This is a genomic window from Bacillus sp. GC_Bacil_1 (genome assembly GCF_026540675.1).
Classification (GTDB): Bacteria; Bacillota; Bacilli; order Bacillales; family Bacillaceae_G; genus Bacillus_A; species Bacillus_A cereus.
In genome coordinates, this window is record NZ_JALNUG010000004.1 from 55,802 (window position 1) to 75,290 (window position 19,489).

The window sequence follows — 19,489 nt, forward strand, 5'->3', positions numbered from 1 at the left end:
CACTGATTATCAGCCCTCACCAATCGGACTTTTATGGGCAGTTGATCCTCCCCTACCTAACTTCTTTGCTTTCGCTGAATTTTGAGGTAGGGGTCTTACTGCCCATTAAAGTGGGATAAATTTACGAGTCCTTTTTATATTGTTTCGGTCAATCAATCTTTTAATTGTTGTAGGTGGATTTTTTCATGTCTCCTTTAATATCTTTACAAAATACAGTTAAGTTCATAAACAAAAAGAAAAGCAAATGACCTTAATTATTAGATCCCTTGCTTTTCTTCCATCATATACTTTCTAAACTACTCTATAAACGATTCTAATTACTTGCCTTACTTTCAAGTTTTTGAGTTGCCACTTTTTTAGGCATGAAACATGCAAAGATTAATGCTACGAAAGATAAAAATAACATGAATAGATACGCATCACTTGAGCCGAAAATAGAGGATAATTTAGCTAGTTGAATAGCTGTAATGTTTCCATTTTCTAAAGATAACTCTGAAGCGTGTGAAGTTGCTTGAGTTGTATATATAGTAATAACAACAGCTGTTCCAATAGCACCGGCTAATTGACGAACCGTATTATTTACGGCTGAACCATGTGAACCTAATTCTCTAGGTAAAGCATTTAGTCCTGCTGTATTTAAAGGCATTGAAATGAAACTTAACCCAATCCGTAAAAGAATAGTACGCACCATTACATACATATACGTTGTGGATTCAGTTAAATCAATTACCCCCCACATCGAAATAATGATAAATACTAACCCTGTAATAAAGAGTGGTTTTGCTCCGTATTTATCATACATTTTACCTGTAATTGGTGATAAGAATGCATTAATGACCGCTCCAGGTAATAGAAGTAAACCTGATTCAAATGCGGTAAAGCCTCTTCCGTTTTGTAAGTAAATCGGTAAAAGAATTAAATCAGCATACATAATCATCGTGATAAGTACATTGATCACTGATGTAAGAGTAAAAATTTTATACTTAAATACGGATAAATTTAATAATGGATCGTTAGACTTTATTTGACGTAAGCAAAATAGCGTTGTAACAAGTACCCCGGTAATAATTGTCGTAATAACAATCGGGTGATCCCATCCCTTACTTCCTGCACTACTGAATCCAAATAAAACACAACCAAAGCCAATCGTTGATAAAATGACACTTACAATATCCAATCTTGCTTTTGTCGTATCTGCAACGTTCATTAAATATTTTAGCGCAAGAATAATGACGATGAATACAAATGGAGCTAATCCAATAAATAACCATCTCCATGATACATATTCAATGATAAAACCAGATAACGTTGGAGCAATGGCTGGCGCAAAAATCATAGCAAAGCCGATAGTTCCCATAACACTCCCGCGCTTTTCACTAGGATATAAATATAAAATAACTGTCATCATGAGCGGCATAATAATTCCTGCCCCAATTGCTTGAATCATTCTTCCTGTTAATAACATGCCAAAATTGATGGCACCGGCACATAGTAATGTTCCGATTAATAAAAAAATCATTGAGCTAATAAATAATTGCCTCGTTGTAAAACGTTTCATTAAAAATGCCGTAATTGGCACTAAAACACCGTTTACGAGCATAAAACCTGTTGCTAACCATTGTACAGTTGTAGCTGTAACATCAAATACTTCCATTAAGTTACTCATTGCCACATTAAGTAACGTCTGGTTTAATGTTGATAAAAAACATCCAGCAATTAGTACAAGTAATAAAATTTTCTTATTTTTTTCTGTTATTCCCTTCTCCATTTGTAAACTCCCTTTTTCTATAGTTGCATTATCGACACAGTGTCGATAAAATTCATAGTAACAAAGATACATATTCCTGACCATGAACAATTTTGTTAAAAATGTTCATTAATCGACATTGAAAATATGCTATGTCGAGAAAGTCAAAGAAAAATCTATAAAGGAGTTTCAAAATGTCTACATCTAAAAAAGAGGATCCTCGTACACTTCGTTCAAGAGAAATGTTTAAAAATGCCGTCTATTCCCTTTTACAAGAGGAATCCACTATTTCAAATTTAACAGTCCAGAAAATTGCAAACGAAGCTGGATTAAATCGGACAACATTTTACTTACACTATCAAGATATTCAGGATTTACTCATGCAACTCACTGATGAAATTTTAAACGAACTTTCTAATAAAATTACCGCTTTAATACACGTAAGCAATTTATCAGAAAAACAACAGCTAACACAATTGCTTGATTATTTATATATTCATCGAAATTATTTATCTGTTTTATTTAATATGAATCATTTTGAGGAACAATTATTTCTATTAATAAAGAAATTAGTAGAAACGCGCAGAAATAATAGTGAGACAGAGCTACCCAAAGATTATGTTGCCATTGAGATTAAAACCGCTTCATTGGTAGGAATCATTATGTGGTGGATAAAAAACGGACTTCATTTTAGTTCAGATTATATTACAAACCAAATTTATTTCATGTACAGAGGACAATGATTGCAGGCTATTTACTAATAGAATGAGGTTAGAGCATATGAGCCCTATTTCGCTACGGAGAAAAACGCGAATTTCGTACGCTAAGAGAATTTGACTAAAAAAAGTGCCCCTCGATTGTTAGACTTTGTTTAGCAATCAGGGTGCACTTCACATGTAATATAAGCTTTTTATCTGTTGGCAGTTTGTTTGATCAATTCACTTTTACTATCTCTTTGCAGCATAATTCTCCCCACCGCTATAAGAATGGTAATAATTGAAGTGCAAAGAAGAATATTCATATCGTGTGATAGATTTCCCCCACCAAAAATTATTGTTTGATATCCGTCAGCTACATAAGTTCCAGGGAAAAGAGAATCGACAATTTGGTAAAAATTGGATAGCAACACTTTTGGAACAATTACTCCACAAGTAACTAATTGTACTGACAGCGATATGATATTAAACATCATACCAGCAGGACCAAATAGAACGATAAACATTTGCGTTACGCTTAAAAAAGAGAAAAAGACAAGAGTTTGGAATATCCATGTTTCAAACAAGCTTGTATTCAATTTAACATTAAATAAGGTCATTAATAATAACGTGATAATAGCTAAAATAACAGATACGACAATGTTAATAACTTGTCTTGATAAAAATATAGACCATTTTCCGTGCGTGTTTTTTAATATTGTTGCAACAATATTAAGATTTAAACTCATAAGCATCGCTCCAACCCATGAAGCAAGAACAATTAAAAATGGAATCATGGTTGCTGCAAAGCCATCTGTATTGTTTGTTTTTTCGACAGATGATTGCACAGAATCAATGTTTAATGAACTCATAGCTTTCGTAATGTTTTCTGATAACTTTTGGACCAATTCTTCTGACGGCATCACTGTACTTAGTTCGTTAGATAGGTTAGATGAAATAAGCTTTTGTTTATACGCATATACATTTTTATTAACTGTTTGCGTAATATCCTTTGCCGCGCCTTCCATAATCTGTTTTGCCAAAGATGAGTTTGCTTGATTGATGAAATAGTTAATCTCTGTAGTATTATTTTCTTTCAATAGGCTTGAGAAATTTGCAGGAATTTGAATAACCATATCTAAGTTCCTGTTATCCATATCTTTTTGGGCGTGCGTTACCGAGCTATAGCTTTTAACTTTAAAGGGTAGATTTTCCTTCAAGCTTTTTTCAATATCGGTTCCCATTTGATTATCTTCATTAACTAATCCGACTTTTAATTGGTTTACCCGATCCGTAACACCATCGTATGCAGTCATCCACACACAAAAGAAAATTAACAGAAAGGCAAATGCTGTTGCAATTCCAATGAATGTTGGAGGGAATTTAAAGAAATTTTTTAAAGTTTTCATTGTCGTACTCCTTGTTGTTTTATTATAGCAAGTACTTACTTGCATTAGGTACAAAAAAAGACCTAGGGAGTTAGCCCCCTAGAAAATAGTTGGACACTATGTTTTAAAAAAATCTCTTTTGAATTGGAAAATAAATTGTCACCAAAGCGTGAGTTAGAAAGAAAGTAACCGAAATTCATCCAAATAAAGTTCATCGCCTGAGCTTCCATATCAGTTTCAATAAGCTTTCCCTTTTCTCTCATCTCAATGAAATATGAAACCAAATTATCTTTTAATTGTTTAGGAATTAATGCAATTTTTTCTTTGAGCTCTGGAAACATTTCAGCTTCCTGAAAACTAATCAAAATTAAATCCTTTAACTTTTCTATATATGCAAGATATCCTTCTGCAATAGATAGCAAGTCATCTTCAAGATTCCAAGTCATCTCTCCAGGCATTAATTTATTCAATTCCATATCACGCGATAAAGATTCGACAGCTTTTTCCATAATATTCTTTTTGCTTCCAAAATTCCGAAAGATCGTTACTTCGTTTACGCCCGCTAGTTCCGAAATCGAGCGTGTCGTCGTTCCCTTATAGCCATGAGTGCGGAATAATTCTAAAAAAGCCTCAATAATACGTTCTGATGTATTTGTCATTTCATTCACGTTTCATCCAACTTTCACATAATCTTTATCCAAACCCGAATGTAAGTATTCACTTGCACAAGTAGAATAAACCTTTTTGATCCAAAAGTCAACTTTATAAAAAAAGACGATTTCTTTATTGTATAGGAAATCGTCTTTTGGCTTAATTATTGATTTAGTAATAAAAACACCTTTTTAAAATAACTATGTTTATACTATAGACGTTGATCTTTTTGGAAGTTTAGACGAAAATGATCCTCGTCATTATATACCCCAAATTCATACCCTTGCTCTTTATAAAATTTAATAATTTCAGGAAGAGCTTGTAATGTTTGCGCCTTTTCATGCATTAATACAACTTCAACTTCTTCTGTTGTCTGTTTCTTTACATTTTCGATAATCTGAATGGGATTATCTTTTAATTTCCAATCATTTGAATCTATCGTCCAATCCCAAACTTTTATTCCTGCTTCTACGATTTTGTTACGAATGTCCTCGCCCTTTAATCCTGGTGCAGATCCATATGGGGGACGGACTAGTTTAGGAGTTGTACCCGTAATATTATGAATAAGAGCTAACGTTTCTTTCATCTCCGTTACAAATTGTCCCTTTTTGTATAGCTTATCACTATTATGTGTCATACTATGAGCACCAATATAATGTCCTTCTTTTACCGCTCGTTTTACGTTTTCCTGAAAACCTGTATTTTGTAAATTGCTACCTTGCATAAAAAATGTCGACGCAACATTTTGCTCTTTTAGTACATCTAAAAACTTCCCAGTTAATTCGCTAGGACCGTCATCGAATGTTAAATAAACAACCTTTCCTACCGGTTTTCCATCAGGTCTTTTCTGTTTTGCCGGTGGTGTTTCTTTTTTCTTTTCTTGTTGTTGCGTGTTAACTTGATTACTACTTTCGTTAGCTATTCCCTTCGCTGGGATAGAGTTCCATTTTCCAATTAAAAAGAAGGTGAAAAAGGTCGTTGCTAAAACAACTCCTAGAGATATTATTACCTTAGTTAGTCGACTTGTTTTTTTCTTACTTTGTGATTCTTTCATTATTTTTCGATCCTTTCCCTATTAATTTTTATATTCATTATTTATACAGCTGAGCATTAACTCCAGCTGATGTTTACAATAAATAGATTAATAGAGGAAGGTGAAGATAAAATGCAGATAATGTCGAATTTAGTTAAAGAATAACGTATGGCATCCACTCTTTAAAAAAATATTTGTTTCTCTACTACAGTTAAATTTGAAAACTGGATATACATCCAAAATAAAAGATACTACTCTTTCTAAACAATATTTTTATATCAAGATAACAACATACTGGTATAAAGATAAAATACAAAGATAGCCGTACTATTGAAATTCTATTATAATTTTGTAATTGGAATTCATTTGAACCAAATGAAGAACTAGAAGAAATATTATTATGTGGAGGTGCCCCGATGAACCTTGTAATTAGAGAGTTAGAAACAAATGATTTAGATAATCTCCCGGAGATTGATGACAGTTTTATAGTGAATGCTCGGTTAATTCTTTCTCTTTCCAAAGGAAATAAACGTATAGAATATACAGTAGAAGACGTTCCAAGTTATGAAAAAAGTTATTTACAAAATCAAGATGATAATGAAGAACTGGCTTACAATGAATATATAAATAAACCTAATCAAGTCATTTACATAGCACTGTTACATAACCAAATCATTGGATTAATGGTATTGAAAAAGAATTGGAACCACTATGCTTACATAGAAGATATAACGGTAGATAAAAAATATCGTACACTCGGAGTTGGTAAAAGATTAGTTGATCAAGCAAAGCAGTGGGCAAAAAAAGGAAATATGCCAGGTATCATGCTTGAAACGCAAAATAATAATGTCGCAGCATGTAAATTTTATGAAAAATGTGGATTTGTAATTGGTGGGTTTGATTTTCTTGTTTATAAAGGTTTGGATAAGACAAGTGATGAAGTTGCAATTTATTGGTATATACATTTCAAATGATAATAGTTTATAACGTAAAAAACTCAAAATAAAACCCCAATTTCTCTATACTAAAATCGAGAAATTGGGGTTAAGTTATTTAAAACAAATAACTAATTAATAATCCTGCTGACAACAAGAAGCCGAAAATCGTATTTGTCATCGCTGTTGATTTCATTGCGATGCGCATATATCCAGGATCCTTTGCCCCTTTTTGGAAACTTTGAATCGCAGAAATTGGCTTTCTCAAACCTAGGAACATAACTAATGCCCAAGGGCTTATATAACCCATTAATACAATTACGGCAATCCATAAATACGCAATGAAAAAGGCTACCGCTAGTGTTACCACAGCTTTTTCTCTCCCAAGGAGGATTACTAATGTCTTTCTTCCACCTTTAATATCTTCTTCGATATCTCGGATGTTATTTGACATATTGATTGCACCTACTAAAATTCCAATTGGAATGGAAATCAATACACTTTCAATCGTTACAGTATTCGTTTGAATAAAGAAAGCAATGATTACAAAACATGTCCCCATTAACAACCCAGAAACTAATTCTCCAAACGGAGTGTACGCAATTGGTAATGGACCGCCTGTATATAAATAGCCAACTGCCATCCCAATTAAACCAATGACAACTAACCACCAGCTGCTATTCATACAAATATAAATGCCAATAAATGCTGCTACGACATACAATAAAAGCGCAACTGTTAACACATTTTTTGGCTTCAATCCATGACGGACAATTCCGCCACCGATGCCAACGGATTCAGCGGTATCTAATCCACGTTTGAAATCATAGTACTCATTAAATAAGTTCGTTGCTATTTGCAGCGCTAAACATGCAAGCATCATCGCAATAAATAAAAGCCAATCAATTTTGGCAACATAAAGTGATGCCACTGTCCCTAAAATTACAGGAGAAAACGTCGCCGTTAATGTATGCGGGCGCGTCATCTTCCATATTAATTTAGCGGAACTAATTTCTTTTTCTGTCCCCATAACTCTGTCCAATCTCCCAACATTTGAAGTATAAATTACTAGCAGTATCTTTCTATCTATTCCCTGCCACGCATCCATTCATTATATCAATAAATGATTATCCTTTCTAACAAATCAACTTTTAATAAAGTAAAAATTATAAAATGAAACTTTACCATCTTCACATAATATTTTGTATTATTTCTAAGAGTGGTTTTAAAGCGATGCGATAAGTAAATGAAATACATAATAAAAAAGAGTCAATCCCCTATAAGATAGAAGATTGACTCTTTCCTTTATTTACTCCCCTGTTTCAGAAAATCGCTTTATACGTTCACCAATTTCATCACGAACACGTTGAAATTCGGACCACTCTTTTCCTGCTGGATCATCAAATCCCCAATGAACACGATTTACATGCGGCGGAGTAGATGGACAAACAGAATCCGCATGACTACACAGCGTAACGACTAAATCAGCACTATTTAAAATGTTTGCATCAATTATATCTGATGTTTGATTTGTTATGTCGATATTTACTTCGTTCATTGCTTTAATTGCATTTGGATTTACTCCATGTGCTTCAATTCCTGCAGAATATACATTCCATTTATCACCTAAATATTGTTTGCCCCACGCTTCTGCCATTTGGCTTCGGCATGAATTTCCTGTACATAAGAAATAGATTGTCTTTTTGTTTTCCATGGTATTTTCCACCTTTATTTTATATTTAGACTGGTTGGTCATTAAAATATTTACGTTTAAACCAAAAAGCAACGTTTACAAGTGCAATCATTACAGGTACTTCAACTAATGGTCCGATAACTGCTGCAAATGCTGCGCCTGAATGAATACCAAACACCCCAACTGCTACAGCAATTGCTAACTCAAAGTTATTACTACCTGCTGTAAATGCTAACGTTGTCGTCACCGGATAGTTTGCACCAATTTTTCTTCCCATAAAGAAAGATACAAAAAACATTACAATAAAATAGATTAATAACGGAATCGCTATTCTTACCACATCTAATGGTACGCTAACAATCATCTCCCCTTTTAAAGAGAACATAATGATGATTGTAAATAATAATGCAAGTAATGTAAGTGGACTAATCTTCGGTATAAACACCTTTTCATACCATTCTCTTCCTTTTAACTTAACGAGTACAAAACGTGTTAACATGCCTGCTATAAAAGGAATTCCCAAATAGATAAATACTGATTTCGCTACTTCTCCCATTGTAATATCGACAATAGCCCCTTCAATCCCTAACCATTCTGGAATGACTGTTACAAACACGTATGCATAAACGGAGAAGAATAACATTTGAAATACTGAGTTAAAAGCCACTAAACCTGCTGCATACTCTTTATCCCCATCTGCAAGATCGTTCCAAACAATTACCATTGCAATACAACGTGCTAAACCAATCATAATGAGTCCGACCATGTATTCTGGCTTATCAGGAAGAAAAATAATTGCTAAAACAAACATAAGTACAGGTCCAATAATCCAGTTTTGTACTAAAGATAAAACCAATACTTTTACATCTTTAAATACGCGGCCCATTTCCTCGTAACGAACTTTCGCTAACGGTGGATACATCATGACAATTAAACCAACAGCTAGCGGGATAGACGTTGTTCCAACTTGTAATGTATTCAATCCGTCTACTACACTAGGAAATACAAACCCTAAACCAATCCCAACAGCCATAGCTAGAAAAATCCATAGTGTTAAATATCGATCTAGAAAAGATAAACGTTTCATTTTATTTTCCATCTCCTATTAACAACAAGAATTTTGTTCTACTACGTTAGAAGTCGTGCAACAAGGTGCCTCTTCTATTTTATGAACATCACTCTGTGCTTTTGTATAAAAGAATTCCCACTCGTTCCCATCAGGATCCGTTACCCAAAACTTATCTTGAACCGCATAGCAACAAGTCGTATCCATCTCATCATGCGCAAAGAAACCTTCTTTTTCTAATCTTTCTTTATGTAACGTAATTTCTTCAGCTGTATCCACTTGGAAACCGAAATGATTTACCTGATTTCCCTTCACTTCATCTCGTACGTTTAGCGTGAAATTAAGTCCTGGCGTCTCTAATAAAAATTTTGCATAATCTACTTTCACCTTAACTGGTGACACACCAAATACCTTTTCGTAGAATTCAATAGACTTCTCTAAATCCGTAACATTTATACCGACATGAACATATCTCATAGCTTATTCCTCCTCTTTATATGTTATTAATCAATTTTTTTTGATTAATAACACAAAATTTTAACAACAACTACCTTTGCCTGTTTTTCTAAAGATACAGCACAATTCTTCTGATAACAAATTATTCACTTCCGCATCATTTAAATCATAATAACTCCACGTACCTTTTGTTTCTTTTACAATTAAACCTGCATCTAATAAAATCTTTAAATGATAGGACAATTTAGATTGCGTCATTTCAAAAATCTCTGTTAAATCACATACACAAGTCTGGCCTCGCTGGCAAAGTTCATACATGATTTCTAAACGTTTTTGATCAGCCAACGCTTTAAACTTTTTCTCATATAACTGAAAAGTTTGTGCCACTGTAGTTCACTTCCCTTCATCAACTTTTTTTGATGTTTATAGTATATACGCTAGTGAGTTTATTATGCAACTTATTAATCAATTTTTTTGATTTAGAAAAACTTCCTCCCATTATATCTTTTTACAACTTAATAGTTACAATATTTCCGAGAAATGGAGTCTCTATAACTATTTTAAATTTTAATTTGATCATTATAGAGTAGTGCCCCATCACCATCAATCTAAGAAAAACAAATACCCCAAAATGAGAAAAATCGATATAACTCTTCGGCAAATAAAGATAACTCTTGTTTTTAGTGCATAATCATAAAAAGCACGTCACCCTTTCTCATTAACATAAGAGAATAGTAACGTGCTTTCAATTTCAAAAATAGTCTAAATCCTTAAGTTGATGGTTGTGGGGCGGGCCCCAATAAGAACGGTATCTAAGATTGTATGAAAGGTGTTAGTTCCATTCAAAAGGCCTCAGCCGACGATTAACTCAAGTACCGGTTTCGGATGATTCCCATGTGATGAAGTTCGTGTCCTGCGATGCCGTACGCGAGGGCGCGTGCCGTAATGCTTAGGTTGTTGGCTGTGCCCTTACGATTCCATGCCTCAGCCGGTAGCCCGCGCAGCAATGTGATCGTTGATTGCCTTACGGCCCGGTAGTCTTCGGCCAATTGCGCGGTTGTCCAGCTTCCGAAAGGAGGTAGGAACAATTCCTGATCGAAACCGGTCAGAGGCGTCTGGTCCCCTCTTGCGAACCGGAGCAGGCGGTAGGTCATGACGCGTTCCGCGTCTGCAATGTGGCCCACGACTTCTTTCAGCGTCCATTTTCCTTCCGCATACCGATATGCGGCCTGGCTTTCGGTCAACGATGCCAGGAGCTCAGTCATTTGCTTTTCCTGGGCGAGCAGAATGTTGATGATGTTACCGTCCGGCACCAAACGGATATATTCACCGGAGTTCCCGGCGTATTCTTCTTCTGACGGTCTTTGATTCATGCATAGTCACCTCTTTATGTAAATATAGAAAATTATAGCACTCATCTATGTCTAATAAATTCGCGAAATGATAGAACTTCCCTTCTAATAATTGAGGAGAAGCAACTATTTAGTTGGTCGGTCGCCACACTATCCTGATTCGTTAGCACAATAAAAATTATCTGTTATACAATATTTCGAAGTTATTAATATATATAGGTAACCCCTTCTTTTTTTAATTTAAAGATGAATTTCCAATTATATTTTGAAATGAATTGGAGTAAAACACACTAGTCTAACTACTTTTTTATACAAGATTTTATGCGAAAAAGAATAGCGAAGATCCCTAGAATCTCCGCTATATCAATGATGTATAAAATCTTGTATAAGTGATAGATAGACATAGAGACAAAAAATTTAGTAAAAACAAGGATTCTATGAAAAACTTGCTACCGACAATGAGACGTTATGTTAACTTCAAGTGTATAAGGTATTCATACGAAGAGTAGATAGCTTCTCCCCTTTAAAAAGGTTTATTACATGGTGAAAGAGAATATTATCCATAAAAAAAGGAGTTAATTTATGAATAAAAATATATCATTTCTGACCTTATCATTATTCCTATATTTATCCGCTTGTTCGACTGAGACAAACACTGGTAGTACATCTACTACTGAACAACCAAAAGTAAAAACTGCCTCAATACAACAAGAGGAAAATCGCAAACAAATTTTCTTTCAAGGAAAGGAAATAAAGAAAATTGAGCTTATATCAACTAAGGTAAAAAATAAAAAAACAGCTATAAATCTAGAGTTTGATCAAATTATTAAATCTATGGAACATGCAGGAATAGATAAGGATCGAGAAAGAGTTATTCCTCTTTTGCTAGATGATGAGGCCAAAGCAAATATTGATTATCAAATGAATGTAAATTACCAAGATAGTTCCAGTGAAACATATTTAATTTGGCTAGAGAATAAAAAAGTTGTAATTGCTCGTCAAGACAATGAAGAACAAAAAAATCTCGAACATTATATAATAAGGGATACAGATGCTCAACAAATATTAAGTTTATTTAAGAACAATATAGAATAACTTCCAATAACGAGAATTATGTATATAAGCTGCCCATATGGACAGCTTATTGTATTTTTGCTTAGCGTGCAAAATTCTTATCTTGTTGGCGGGACCCCATGCCCATCAAGTTAAGATTTTAAAGTACCCCCATAACGAAATTTTTATCTCTCTACAGTTGTTTATGTGAATTAAGCTCGTGTTTTGCGTTTTGGGGGATAATTAGTTTTTTAACTTGATGGCGATGTGTCTGTACCCCTAATTTAAGATGATGTCGTACTTCCTCTTCAATCAGATTCGACTATACTTATTCTAACTTTCTACCTGTTAATAAACTTTACAACTGAACCCTAATTTGCAAGCTGGCGGAACAAATCGAAATATCATGCTTTCCCATCAAATAACAAACAGCAACAGTACTTTAAATTTAATTCTTAGGATATCGCTCTTTTACAAGTTCTTCGATGTTAATAGCTTTTTTAATTTCTTCTGATGATAACCAAGGTGTATATCTTGTTCCATTCTTAGTTTGTAAATATATCTGAAATTTTTTATTATATAGTTCTTCTTTAAGGATTGTGGTTACCTTGATTAAATCTTTAATTACAAGGGGATTATTTTCAAATTCATTACTACCGGTATTAATAATTAAATTCACCTTATATCCTCGGATATCCATATATTCCAAATTCGCATAAGTAATACCTTGTAATTCAAAACGATTGTTTTGAATTGCAATTAATCTCTCTTCTATTTTTGTATGATTTTTAATCCAATTTTCCAAATAAATGTCTATGGTATTGTTCATCGTTTTTTTCATTGTTAATAACAGCTCTTCTTTTGTTATCATTTTTTGCACATTTTTAAAAGGTCCACCTAAAGATTTTCCATTATAATCCTTAATTTCAAGTTCTGTTATCTTTTTATTATTTTTCTGGATGAGTTGAAATAGAGTATATAAACGATCTAATTCTACTGATTCAAATTGGCTAAAATCAATCTCGTTACTCATCTGCAAAGTTAATAATAATTCATTAGTTGGTTTTCCTTCATCTGATCTTCTATCCTCTGACAAATATTGAAGAGTGTTATCAGTTTTAGTTTCCACGTACCCTAACTTTTTTATTTCTTCTAGAGTTGGTTGGAATTTCTGATATGCCTCATATGTTTTTTTTCCATATTTGTATTCATCACTTTTTATGGATGAATAGAAGAGACCATCTACCTCTACTCGAAATTGAATATTTTTATTATTCTTTACTTGCACAGTATGGTATGCATGTCCCATATTATTTTCATTTAAAGGGCTCATATGTGTTACAACAACATCGATTCCGTGTTTTTCTTTTATATATTTTTGTACCTCATCTTCATTAACTTGATTACAACCACTTAAAAATATGAAACATACTACTAGCAATATTACATTTTTCATGCTTTTCATATAAGCACTCCCTACGTAAGATTAATTCTTGAATATGCAGCACACTGCAAAGCACTCTTTCCTTAGTCGTATACTTCAACTTTTATATAGTGTGAATCTTAAATCATTTAAGTTCTTGACGTTCCCATCTATACTGCTTGGAACATTACTGTCTTAAAATATATAACTTATTTATTTCAAGGTCTTTCTCAGTTCTAAAAGCATATGGTTCATTGGGCAAATATCTAAATTGTACATTCATACCATGAGACCTATTTTACTATAAAATAACGAAAAAATACGCTATTCTTTCTGTAGAATCATAGGAAAGGATGGCGTTTTTTATGTCTGTTTCTGTGTCTAACGAATTACAACTATTTGCTCAAGAGATTCAAAGCTTTTTATCTCCAAATATCTTGCGAGATCTTGCTAGAGGTGTTGGTTTTGTACAACGAACCAGTAAATACCAAGAAAAAGATTTAGTCGCTTTATGTGTATGGATGAGCCAAAATGTCGCTACGACTTCTTTAACTCAGTTATCTAGCTGCTTGGAAGCATCAACAGAAGTGCTCATCAGTCCTGAGGGGCTGAATCAACGATTTAATCAAGCGGCTGTCCAATTTTTACAACACCTATTAGCTGAACTACTAACCCAAAAACTGGCCTCATCTATTCCGATTTCTTCTCCATACAATTCTGTTTTCAAGCGTATTCGTATTTTAGATTCAACCGCATTTCAACTCCCAGATCCCTTTACATTCGTTTATCCAGGTGCAGGAGGATGCAGCCATACAGCTGGGATAAAAATTCAACTTGAGTATGATTTGTTAAGTGGACAGTTCCTACATATTCATACTGGTCCAGGTAAACAACATGATCGAACCTACGGTTCTCTGTGTGTCCCAAATGTGTCAGCGAATGATTTATGTATCCGAGATTTAGGTTATTTTCATTTGAAAGATCTTCAACATATACAAGATAAAAAGGCTTATTATATCTCACGTATCAAATCGAATACACGTATTTATCAAAAGAACCCTAACCCTGATTATTTTCAAGATGGCAGAATCAAGAAAAGTACAGAGTATATCCAGATAGATATGGAGGTTTTAATGAACTCTCTTCAACCAGGACAAACATGTGAAATATCCAACGCTTATGTAGGAATGACTGATAAAGTCCCAACTCGTGTGATTGTTCATCGACTAACAAAAGAACAACAACAAAAACGATTACAAGATCAAGCTGTAAGAGAAAAAAAAGAAAGGAATGAAGTATTCTCCTCGTAGTAAACGACTCAGTGGTATCAATGTATATATGACAAACACCCCTACAGATATTGTCCCGATGGGACAGGTACATGACTGGTATTCTTTGCGTTGGCAAATCGAAATTTTATTTAAAACGTGGAAGTCATTCTTTCAAATTCATCATTGTAAAAAGATAAAATCAGAACGATTGGAGTGCCATTTATATGGTCAATTGATTGCCATTCTACTCTGTTCTTCTATCATGTTTCAAATGCGCCAATTGCTCCTCATGAAGAAAAAACGAGAGCTTAGTGAGTATAAAGCCATATATATGATTAAAGACTATTTTCTTCTTCTATTCCAAACTATACAAAAAAACACCCAAGAGCTATCAAGGGTGTTACTTCGCCTGTTCAACCTCCTACAGCAAAACGGGCGGAAATCTCATCGATATGAGAAAAAAACGGTCTTTGATATATTAGGTGTCGTTTACAATTGTACCCTGTCTGATAATCAAGCCGCTTAATTCAAAAAAGTGAAACCCGTTAGGGTTTATTTCGTATGCAAATCTTTCAATCACCTACACTTGCCCTTTAGAAAAAAGAAACAATCTCGTCTAAAATTGATTTTGCATAAGCTTAGCTTGATAGCGATGTGGCGGGACCCCATTGCCATCAAGCTAAGAAAAGCAAATACCCCCAAGATGAAAAATTAGTTGTTTTCTGTAAAAAATACACAAAATTTTCATCTTGAGGGTTTAAATTCTTAAGTGATGGGCACATATGGCGACCCCTAATATGAAAAATAATATAAAGATTTTAATTTGATCCTATATATTATTTACAATTCCAAAAGTAGATTCCCTATTTTTGGTATAATACACAGAGACTATATAATTTCTTATGGATATTCTTGAAAAGGGAGTAACGCTATATGAAATCAATAAATGTAAATAGCACTATATATTATATTGAATCTGTTCCTTTTGAAGATAAGAGTGAGCAGGATGAAGAGGGATATTACGAATATTTTTACAAAGGAGTCAATTTATCGTTTCACTCGGACAAAGAAATAATTACAGCCCGAATCTATGACAAGGAAAAAATAATATATTTCTTAAAAAATCCATCTCTCGCTTTTGGTAAGGATTTTGAAGCGATAAAGATATATATAATTAAAGAATTTGATGTAAATACATTCAAGATTCCAGGTGGAGAAAAAGCCTATATAGAATTATAGCCATAACCGATTTCTGTCTTTACTATAATATATAAAAAGCAAACAGTAGGTAAGTATATGCTTGATAAAGCTGAACTAAATACTCATAAGTAATTGTAAAGGGATATTCTTTGTTCAGGAGGATTTTATAACCGTAGCTTACAAGTGATGTAGTGCTACACCTATTCCATCTAACTTGCAACACGTTTGCGGTATCCTTATCCAAATCACAATAACCAGTAGCTTAAGACTTTTAATATAATATTAAAAAGTGGATATGCTTAAACACATATCCACTTTCAACTACGAATATTTTTCACCTTAAACATACTTTTTTCCTATTTATATACTTACCTTCGCTTCTCCAATATCCTGCTTTTTAACTAAATCTAAGTAAAAATGTGAGACAGTTGTGTTGTAATAAGGAGAAATAAAAATAAATGATAGATTAAATGTAAACATTCCGATAAATGCTGCTAATAAAAACCAACCTATAAATGATAACCAAAGAACAAATAACTTTAGCTTTTGTCCTTTCATTATTCTTTTACTTTCTCTCAATGCTTCACTTGCTGTATAATCAGGATTCTCAACTAATATGTAATACGACATGGAATAAGAAAAATATTTAATAATACCTGGAACAATAAATAATAGGCTCCATAAAAAAATAAAGATAGCTTGCATTAAACCTAACTTCATTGATTTAAACAAATTCTTCTTTTTAAATCCTGAAAATACATCGTCTACCTTAACTTCTTCTTGTTTCCCTAAGTGTAAAGTAAAAACAGAATATCCATAATTAAAGATACCTTGAATGACACTGTAAATTAGGAAACATCCCCCCCATAAACCAATATAACTTAGAATAAGTGCAGCAAGTGCTACCGGATCTACTTGTGGTTGCCCACCTATTGAATAAATAAATAATGCATCAGGACCAATTATCCCGATAAACAGTACAAATATTAAATACATAAAAAAGGCGATTGCTGATGCACTTAAGGTTGGTACAAAATAGAATAAAGCTGATACTCCTATACCTACCCCCCATTTCCCATCTAACGAATTCAATGCTGCTTTCTTTAAGTTTCCGATCATACTCGTGTCCCCTTCTTTTTTCTTATTTTCCTTTACTGAAAAAATAAAAGAACTTGTAGCAAGGCCCCGCTACAAGTTCTTTTAGCCAAATACTTTAGCTCATCGAAAAATTATTTATTCTACACAATCGGGGGTAATGCCTAAAATATAGTTTGTTAACATCATTATATAACATATTTATGAATTTTTGTTAAAAATTCTATATTTTTAGACAAATCATCCTCCACTTTTTTACTTATTTTTTATTTTCATGTAGCTATCCAATTGTAAACGTAGATGACATGAGGTTCGAAAACGGAAGACAACGTAAACTAACCAAAGTTTACATACGTAAAAAGGGTTGTTTTTGTTAAACAAGCGACCTGATTAATTACCATAATCCTTCTTATAAGAAGGACACTTTAAATGTTTTTCTTATTTTTTAGTAACATATTTAATTCTTTAGCATCTTTTTTTGTATTTAAAAATGATATTAACCAAGAAAATACATATATTAAAACTATACTTTCAAGAAAATCAGCAGTTGGGAATATTTCTATCCAATGGTTATATGTAGATATAAGAAAGACAACTATAATCATCATGAAAAAATGGATTACCAAGGCGAACAAATAGCTGATTTTTTCAATATCAAAAATGAATGTAAAAATGCCTGCACAAGCTGAGATTATAAGAACACTTATTATCTCAGCTCGTGTAATAGATATGTTATAGTTTCTTGATAGTAAAACTATCATGTATATAAATGAACCAGTTCCTAAACCTGTATACAGTCGTTTTTTTAGTTTCAATACAGTCTTTCCCTTCTTTTTTTATGATTTTAAGATAAGGTTATTTAATTTTGATTGTATATAAAATGTGTAGAATATTCCGCCAAAAAATAAACCTACAGATAGTCCACTTATGGCAGAATAAATTATATTAAACGAAATATCATCATAAAATGATGCATACATTCCTAAAGTTACATTTAAGAGATATTTTACAAAGAAATTAATCAATATAATTATTAATGGAAGGTAACATTTCTTCCTGAAAGTAACCGTCTCTTGTTTGAAGAAAATTTGATATTTTACATATAACAAATATCCAATCATAATACCTGGAAGAATGAAAATCGTATAGCTTATTAAACAATATCCTAAGTAAGAAAATTTAGTGATAATTTTATCTAACCCCCATATCATAAAAATCATGGGAACAAGGAACATTTTAGATAAATTAATTGGTCTTTCTTGAGAAATAGCAATACCCCTTTTTATTAAAATGAATAATAATATCCATACCCATAATGGAGTTCTTATAAATACTTCTTTAATCATAGTATACATTGTATATCCTCCTTTGTTTTTATTAATATTTACATCAAAGGAGATATAAAGAAATGCTTTTAAACATAAGTGGTAAAAATCAATACATAAGTGGTTATCGGGAATGGTTTTTTAGCTGTTTTTTTAATGAAGAAACATATTTTCTTGATACAATTACTTTTTCTCTGTTTGAAAGCAGTGCTTCCAAATTTCCGTTTGCTTTAGCGGAGAATTTGTTTAAAAAATGAATATTGATAATTATAGTTTTTGAAATTCTAGTGAAATTATCTGGAAGTTCAGATTGTAATTTATATAAAGGACTTTTTATCTCAAATATATTTTCTTTTGTATAAACAAAAATCTTCCTTTCAAGATATTCTAAATAAATAACAGTTGAGCAAGAAATTTTTTCTTGTTCACCTTTGTGAGTTGAATTAACTATTAAATAGTTATCAGAACTATTCTCTAGTGTTGATACCATATCTAGAATAAAAGATGTTACTTTGTGAATGTAGAAGGTACAAGATTCTTCTTTAAGCTTTTCAATAATTTTAATATTTGCTTTCATTTTCTACCATATTTCCCTTTCTTTAAAATAAATTTTAATGTTTGTTTGAAACAAAGTTTAATCTAAGTCAAAATAGTATTTTATATGAATATTATTAAAAAATCTATTAACATATTTCTTCGCATATTTTTTATAAACATCGTAACATTATTTTTACCCCTCCATAATTGCCATCAATTTGAGAAATGTATTCTTCTCAAAAATGAAAATCACCCTAAGATCCTATGGACAACTATGAAAGGATGAAATTTTCGTTTTGGGGATATTTCAGAAGTTTAGCTTGATAGCGATGTGGCGGTACCCCATACCCATCAACTTAAGAAATTGATTGTTCCCCAAAACGAAAAAATGAGCTGAATTCTCATAAATAATTGTAAAAAGGTGAAAATTTCGTTATGAGGGGGATCACAAAAGCTTAGGTTGATGGCAATGGGGTACCGCCACATGCCCATCAACTTAAGGTATATTTTTATACAAAATGCGGTCTTTCCATATAGCTTTTTATTATCTTTTATAGATTTTATAAAAG

19 protein-coding genes and 1 pseudogene are annotated in these 19,489 nt (G+C 32.6%); 5 read left to right on the forward strand and 15 right to left on the reverse strand.

Annotated elements, in window-relative coordinates; genetic code table 11:
• Positions 1-313 precede the first annotated feature (313 nt).
• Entirely contained in the window at positions 314-1,768 is a 1,455-nt protein-coding gene (locus OXT04_RS07720) for a DHA2 family efflux MFS transporter permease subunit (protein WP_000410730.1), read from the reverse strand.
• Positions 1,769-1,941: 173 nt separating this feature from the next.
• Between OXT04_RS07720 and OXT04_RS07725 the strand changes: the two genes are divergently transcribed.
• Positions 1,942-2,490 carry a TetR/AcrR family transcriptional regulator gene (locus tag OXT04_RS07725; RefSeq protein WP_098399045.1) on the forward strand — a complete coding sequence of 183 codons (549 nt, stop codon included), beginning with the start codon at positions 1,942-1,944 and terminating at the stop codon, positions 2,488-2,490.
• Positions 2,491-2,657: 167 nt separating this feature from the next.
• Here OXT04_RS07725 and OXT04_RS07730 read toward each other — a convergent pair whose 3' ends face one another.
• The 3 genes from OXT04_RS07730 to OXT04_RS07740 all read right to left on the reverse strand — a co-directional run bounded on the left by OXT04_RS07730 (position 2,658) and on the right by OXT04_RS07740 (position 5,535).
• Entirely contained in the window at positions 2,658-3,851 is a 1,194-nt protein-coding gene (locus tag OXT04_RS07730) for a YhgE/Pip domain-containing protein (protein ID WP_267414117.1), read from the reverse strand.
• Between the two features lie 62 nt (positions 3,852-3,913).
• A complete protein-coding gene (locus OXT04_RS07735; protein ID WP_001004645.1) occupies positions 3,914-4,498 on the reverse strand; it encodes a TetR/AcrR family transcriptional regulator in 585 nt (194 codons plus the stop codon).
• A 194-nt stretch (positions 4,499-4,692) separates the two neighbouring features.
• The gene (locus OXT04_RS07740; protein ID WP_000665176.1) at positions 4,693-5,535 is read right to left on the reverse strand and encodes a polysaccharide deacetylase family protein; all 843 of its coding nucleotides are present in this window, start codon (positions 5,533-5,535) and stop codon (positions 4,693-4,695) included.
• A gap of 395 nt (positions 5,536-5,930) precedes the next feature.
• On the opposite strand from OXT04_RS07740, the gene satA reads away from it, so the two are divergent.
• Positions 5,931-6,488, forward strand: coding sequence for a streptothricin N-acetyltransferase SatA (satA, locus tag OXT04_RS07745; protein ID WP_001054993.1), 558 nt, complete (start codon positions 5,931-5,933; stop codon positions 6,486-6,488).
• 79 nt (positions 6,489-6,567) lie between these two features.
• On the opposite strand, the gene menA is transcribed toward satA, so the two are convergent.
• The 6 genes from menA to OXT04_RS07775 form a co-directional block, all read right to left on the reverse strand.
• Positions 6,568-7,479: a 1,4-dihydroxy-2-naphthoate polyprenyltransferase gene (gene menA / locus OXT04_RS07750; RefSeq protein ID WP_000536367.1), complete on the reverse strand. Its 912-nt coding sequence runs from the start codon at positions 7,477-7,479 to the stop codon at positions 6,568-6,570.
• Positions 7,480-7,758: 279 nt separating this feature from the next.
• A complete protein-coding gene (gene arsC / locus OXT04_RS07755; protein WP_000428354.1) occupies positions 7,759-8,163 on the reverse strand; it encodes an arsenate reductase (thioredoxin) in 405 nt (134 codons plus the stop codon).
• A gap of 25 nt (positions 8,164-8,188) precedes the next feature.
• Entirely contained in the window at positions 8,189-9,229 is a 1,041-nt protein-coding gene (gene arsB / locus OXT04_RS07760; RefSeq protein ID WP_000826557.1) for an ACR3 family arsenite efflux transporter, read from the reverse strand.
• A gap of 18 nt (positions 9,230-9,247) precedes the next feature.
• A complete protein-coding gene (locus OXT04_RS07765; RefSeq protein WP_100910148.1) occupies positions 9,248-9,685 on the reverse strand; it encodes an ArsI/CadI family heavy metal resistance metalloenzyme in 438 nt (145 codons plus the stop codon).
• A 60-nt stretch (positions 9,686-9,745) separates the two neighbouring features.
• Positions 9,746-10,051, reverse strand: coding sequence for an arsenical resistance operon transcriptional regulator ArsR (gene arsR, locus OXT04_RS07770; protein ID WP_100910147.1), 306 nt, complete (start codon positions 10,049-10,051; stop codon positions 9,746-9,748).
• A 476-nt stretch (positions 10,052-10,527) separates the two neighbouring features.
• Positions 10,528-11,037, reverse strand: coding sequence for a DinB family protein (locus OXT04_RS07775; RefSeq protein WP_001076303.1), 510 nt, complete (start codon positions 11,035-11,037; stop codon positions 10,528-10,530).
• A 561-nt stretch (positions 11,038-11,598) separates the two neighbouring features.
• On the opposite strand from OXT04_RS07775, the gene OXT04_RS07780 reads away from it, so the two are divergent.
• Complete coding sequence (locus OXT04_RS07780) at positions 11,599-12,111, forward strand: hypothetical protein (protein ID WP_061660777.1); 513 nt, start codon at positions 11,599-11,601, stop codon at positions 12,109-12,111.
• A 406-nt stretch (positions 12,112-12,517) separates the two neighbouring features.
• Here OXT04_RS07780 and OXT04_RS07785 read toward each other — a convergent pair whose 3' ends face one another.
• A complete protein-coding gene (locus OXT04_RS07785) occupies positions 12,518-13,534 on the reverse strand; it encodes a hypothetical protein (RefSeq protein WP_081143985.1) in 1,017 nt (338 codons plus the stop codon).
• A 323-nt stretch (positions 13,535-13,857) separates the two neighbouring features.
• Here OXT04_RS07785 and OXT04_RS07790 point away from each other — a divergent pair.
• A pseudogene (locus OXT04_RS07790) lies at positions 13,858-15,289 on the forward strand (IS4 family transposase).
• 407 nt (positions 15,290-15,696) lie between these two features.
• A complete protein-coding gene (locus OXT04_RS07795; RefSeq protein WP_072938929.1) occupies positions 15,697-16,002 on the forward strand; it encodes a hypothetical protein in 306 nt (101 codons plus the stop codon).
• 321 nt (positions 16,003-16,323) lie between these two features.
• On the opposite strand, the gene OXT04_RS07800 is transcribed toward OXT04_RS07795, so the two are convergent.
• From OXT04_RS07800 to OXT04_RS07815, 4 genes are all read right to left on the reverse strand, one after another.
• Positions 16,324-17,082 (reverse strand): DUF975 family protein, encoded by a 759-nt coding sequence (locus tag OXT04_RS07800; RefSeq protein WP_267414118.1) that lies wholly within the window; start codon positions 17,080-17,082, stop codon positions 16,324-16,326.
• A gap of 401 nt (positions 17,083-17,483) precedes the next feature.
• Positions 17,484-17,873: a DUF3021 domain-containing protein gene (locus OXT04_RS07805; RefSeq protein WP_061660780.1), complete on the reverse strand. Its 390-nt coding sequence runs from the start codon at positions 17,871-17,873 to the stop codon at positions 17,484-17,486.
• 21 nt (positions 17,874-17,894) lie between these two features.
• Positions 17,895-18,413 (reverse strand): hypothetical protein, encoded by a 519-nt coding sequence (locus OXT04_RS07810; RefSeq protein ID WP_061660781.1) that lies wholly within the window; start codon positions 18,411-18,413, stop codon positions 17,895-17,897.
• A gap of 94 nt (positions 18,414-18,507) precedes the next feature.
• Positions 18,508-18,960 (reverse strand): LytTR family DNA-binding domain-containing protein, encoded by a 453-nt coding sequence (locus tag OXT04_RS07815; protein WP_061660782.1) that lies wholly within the window; start codon positions 18,958-18,960, stop codon positions 18,508-18,510.
• Between the last annotated feature and the right edge of the window lie 529 nt (positions 18,961-19,489).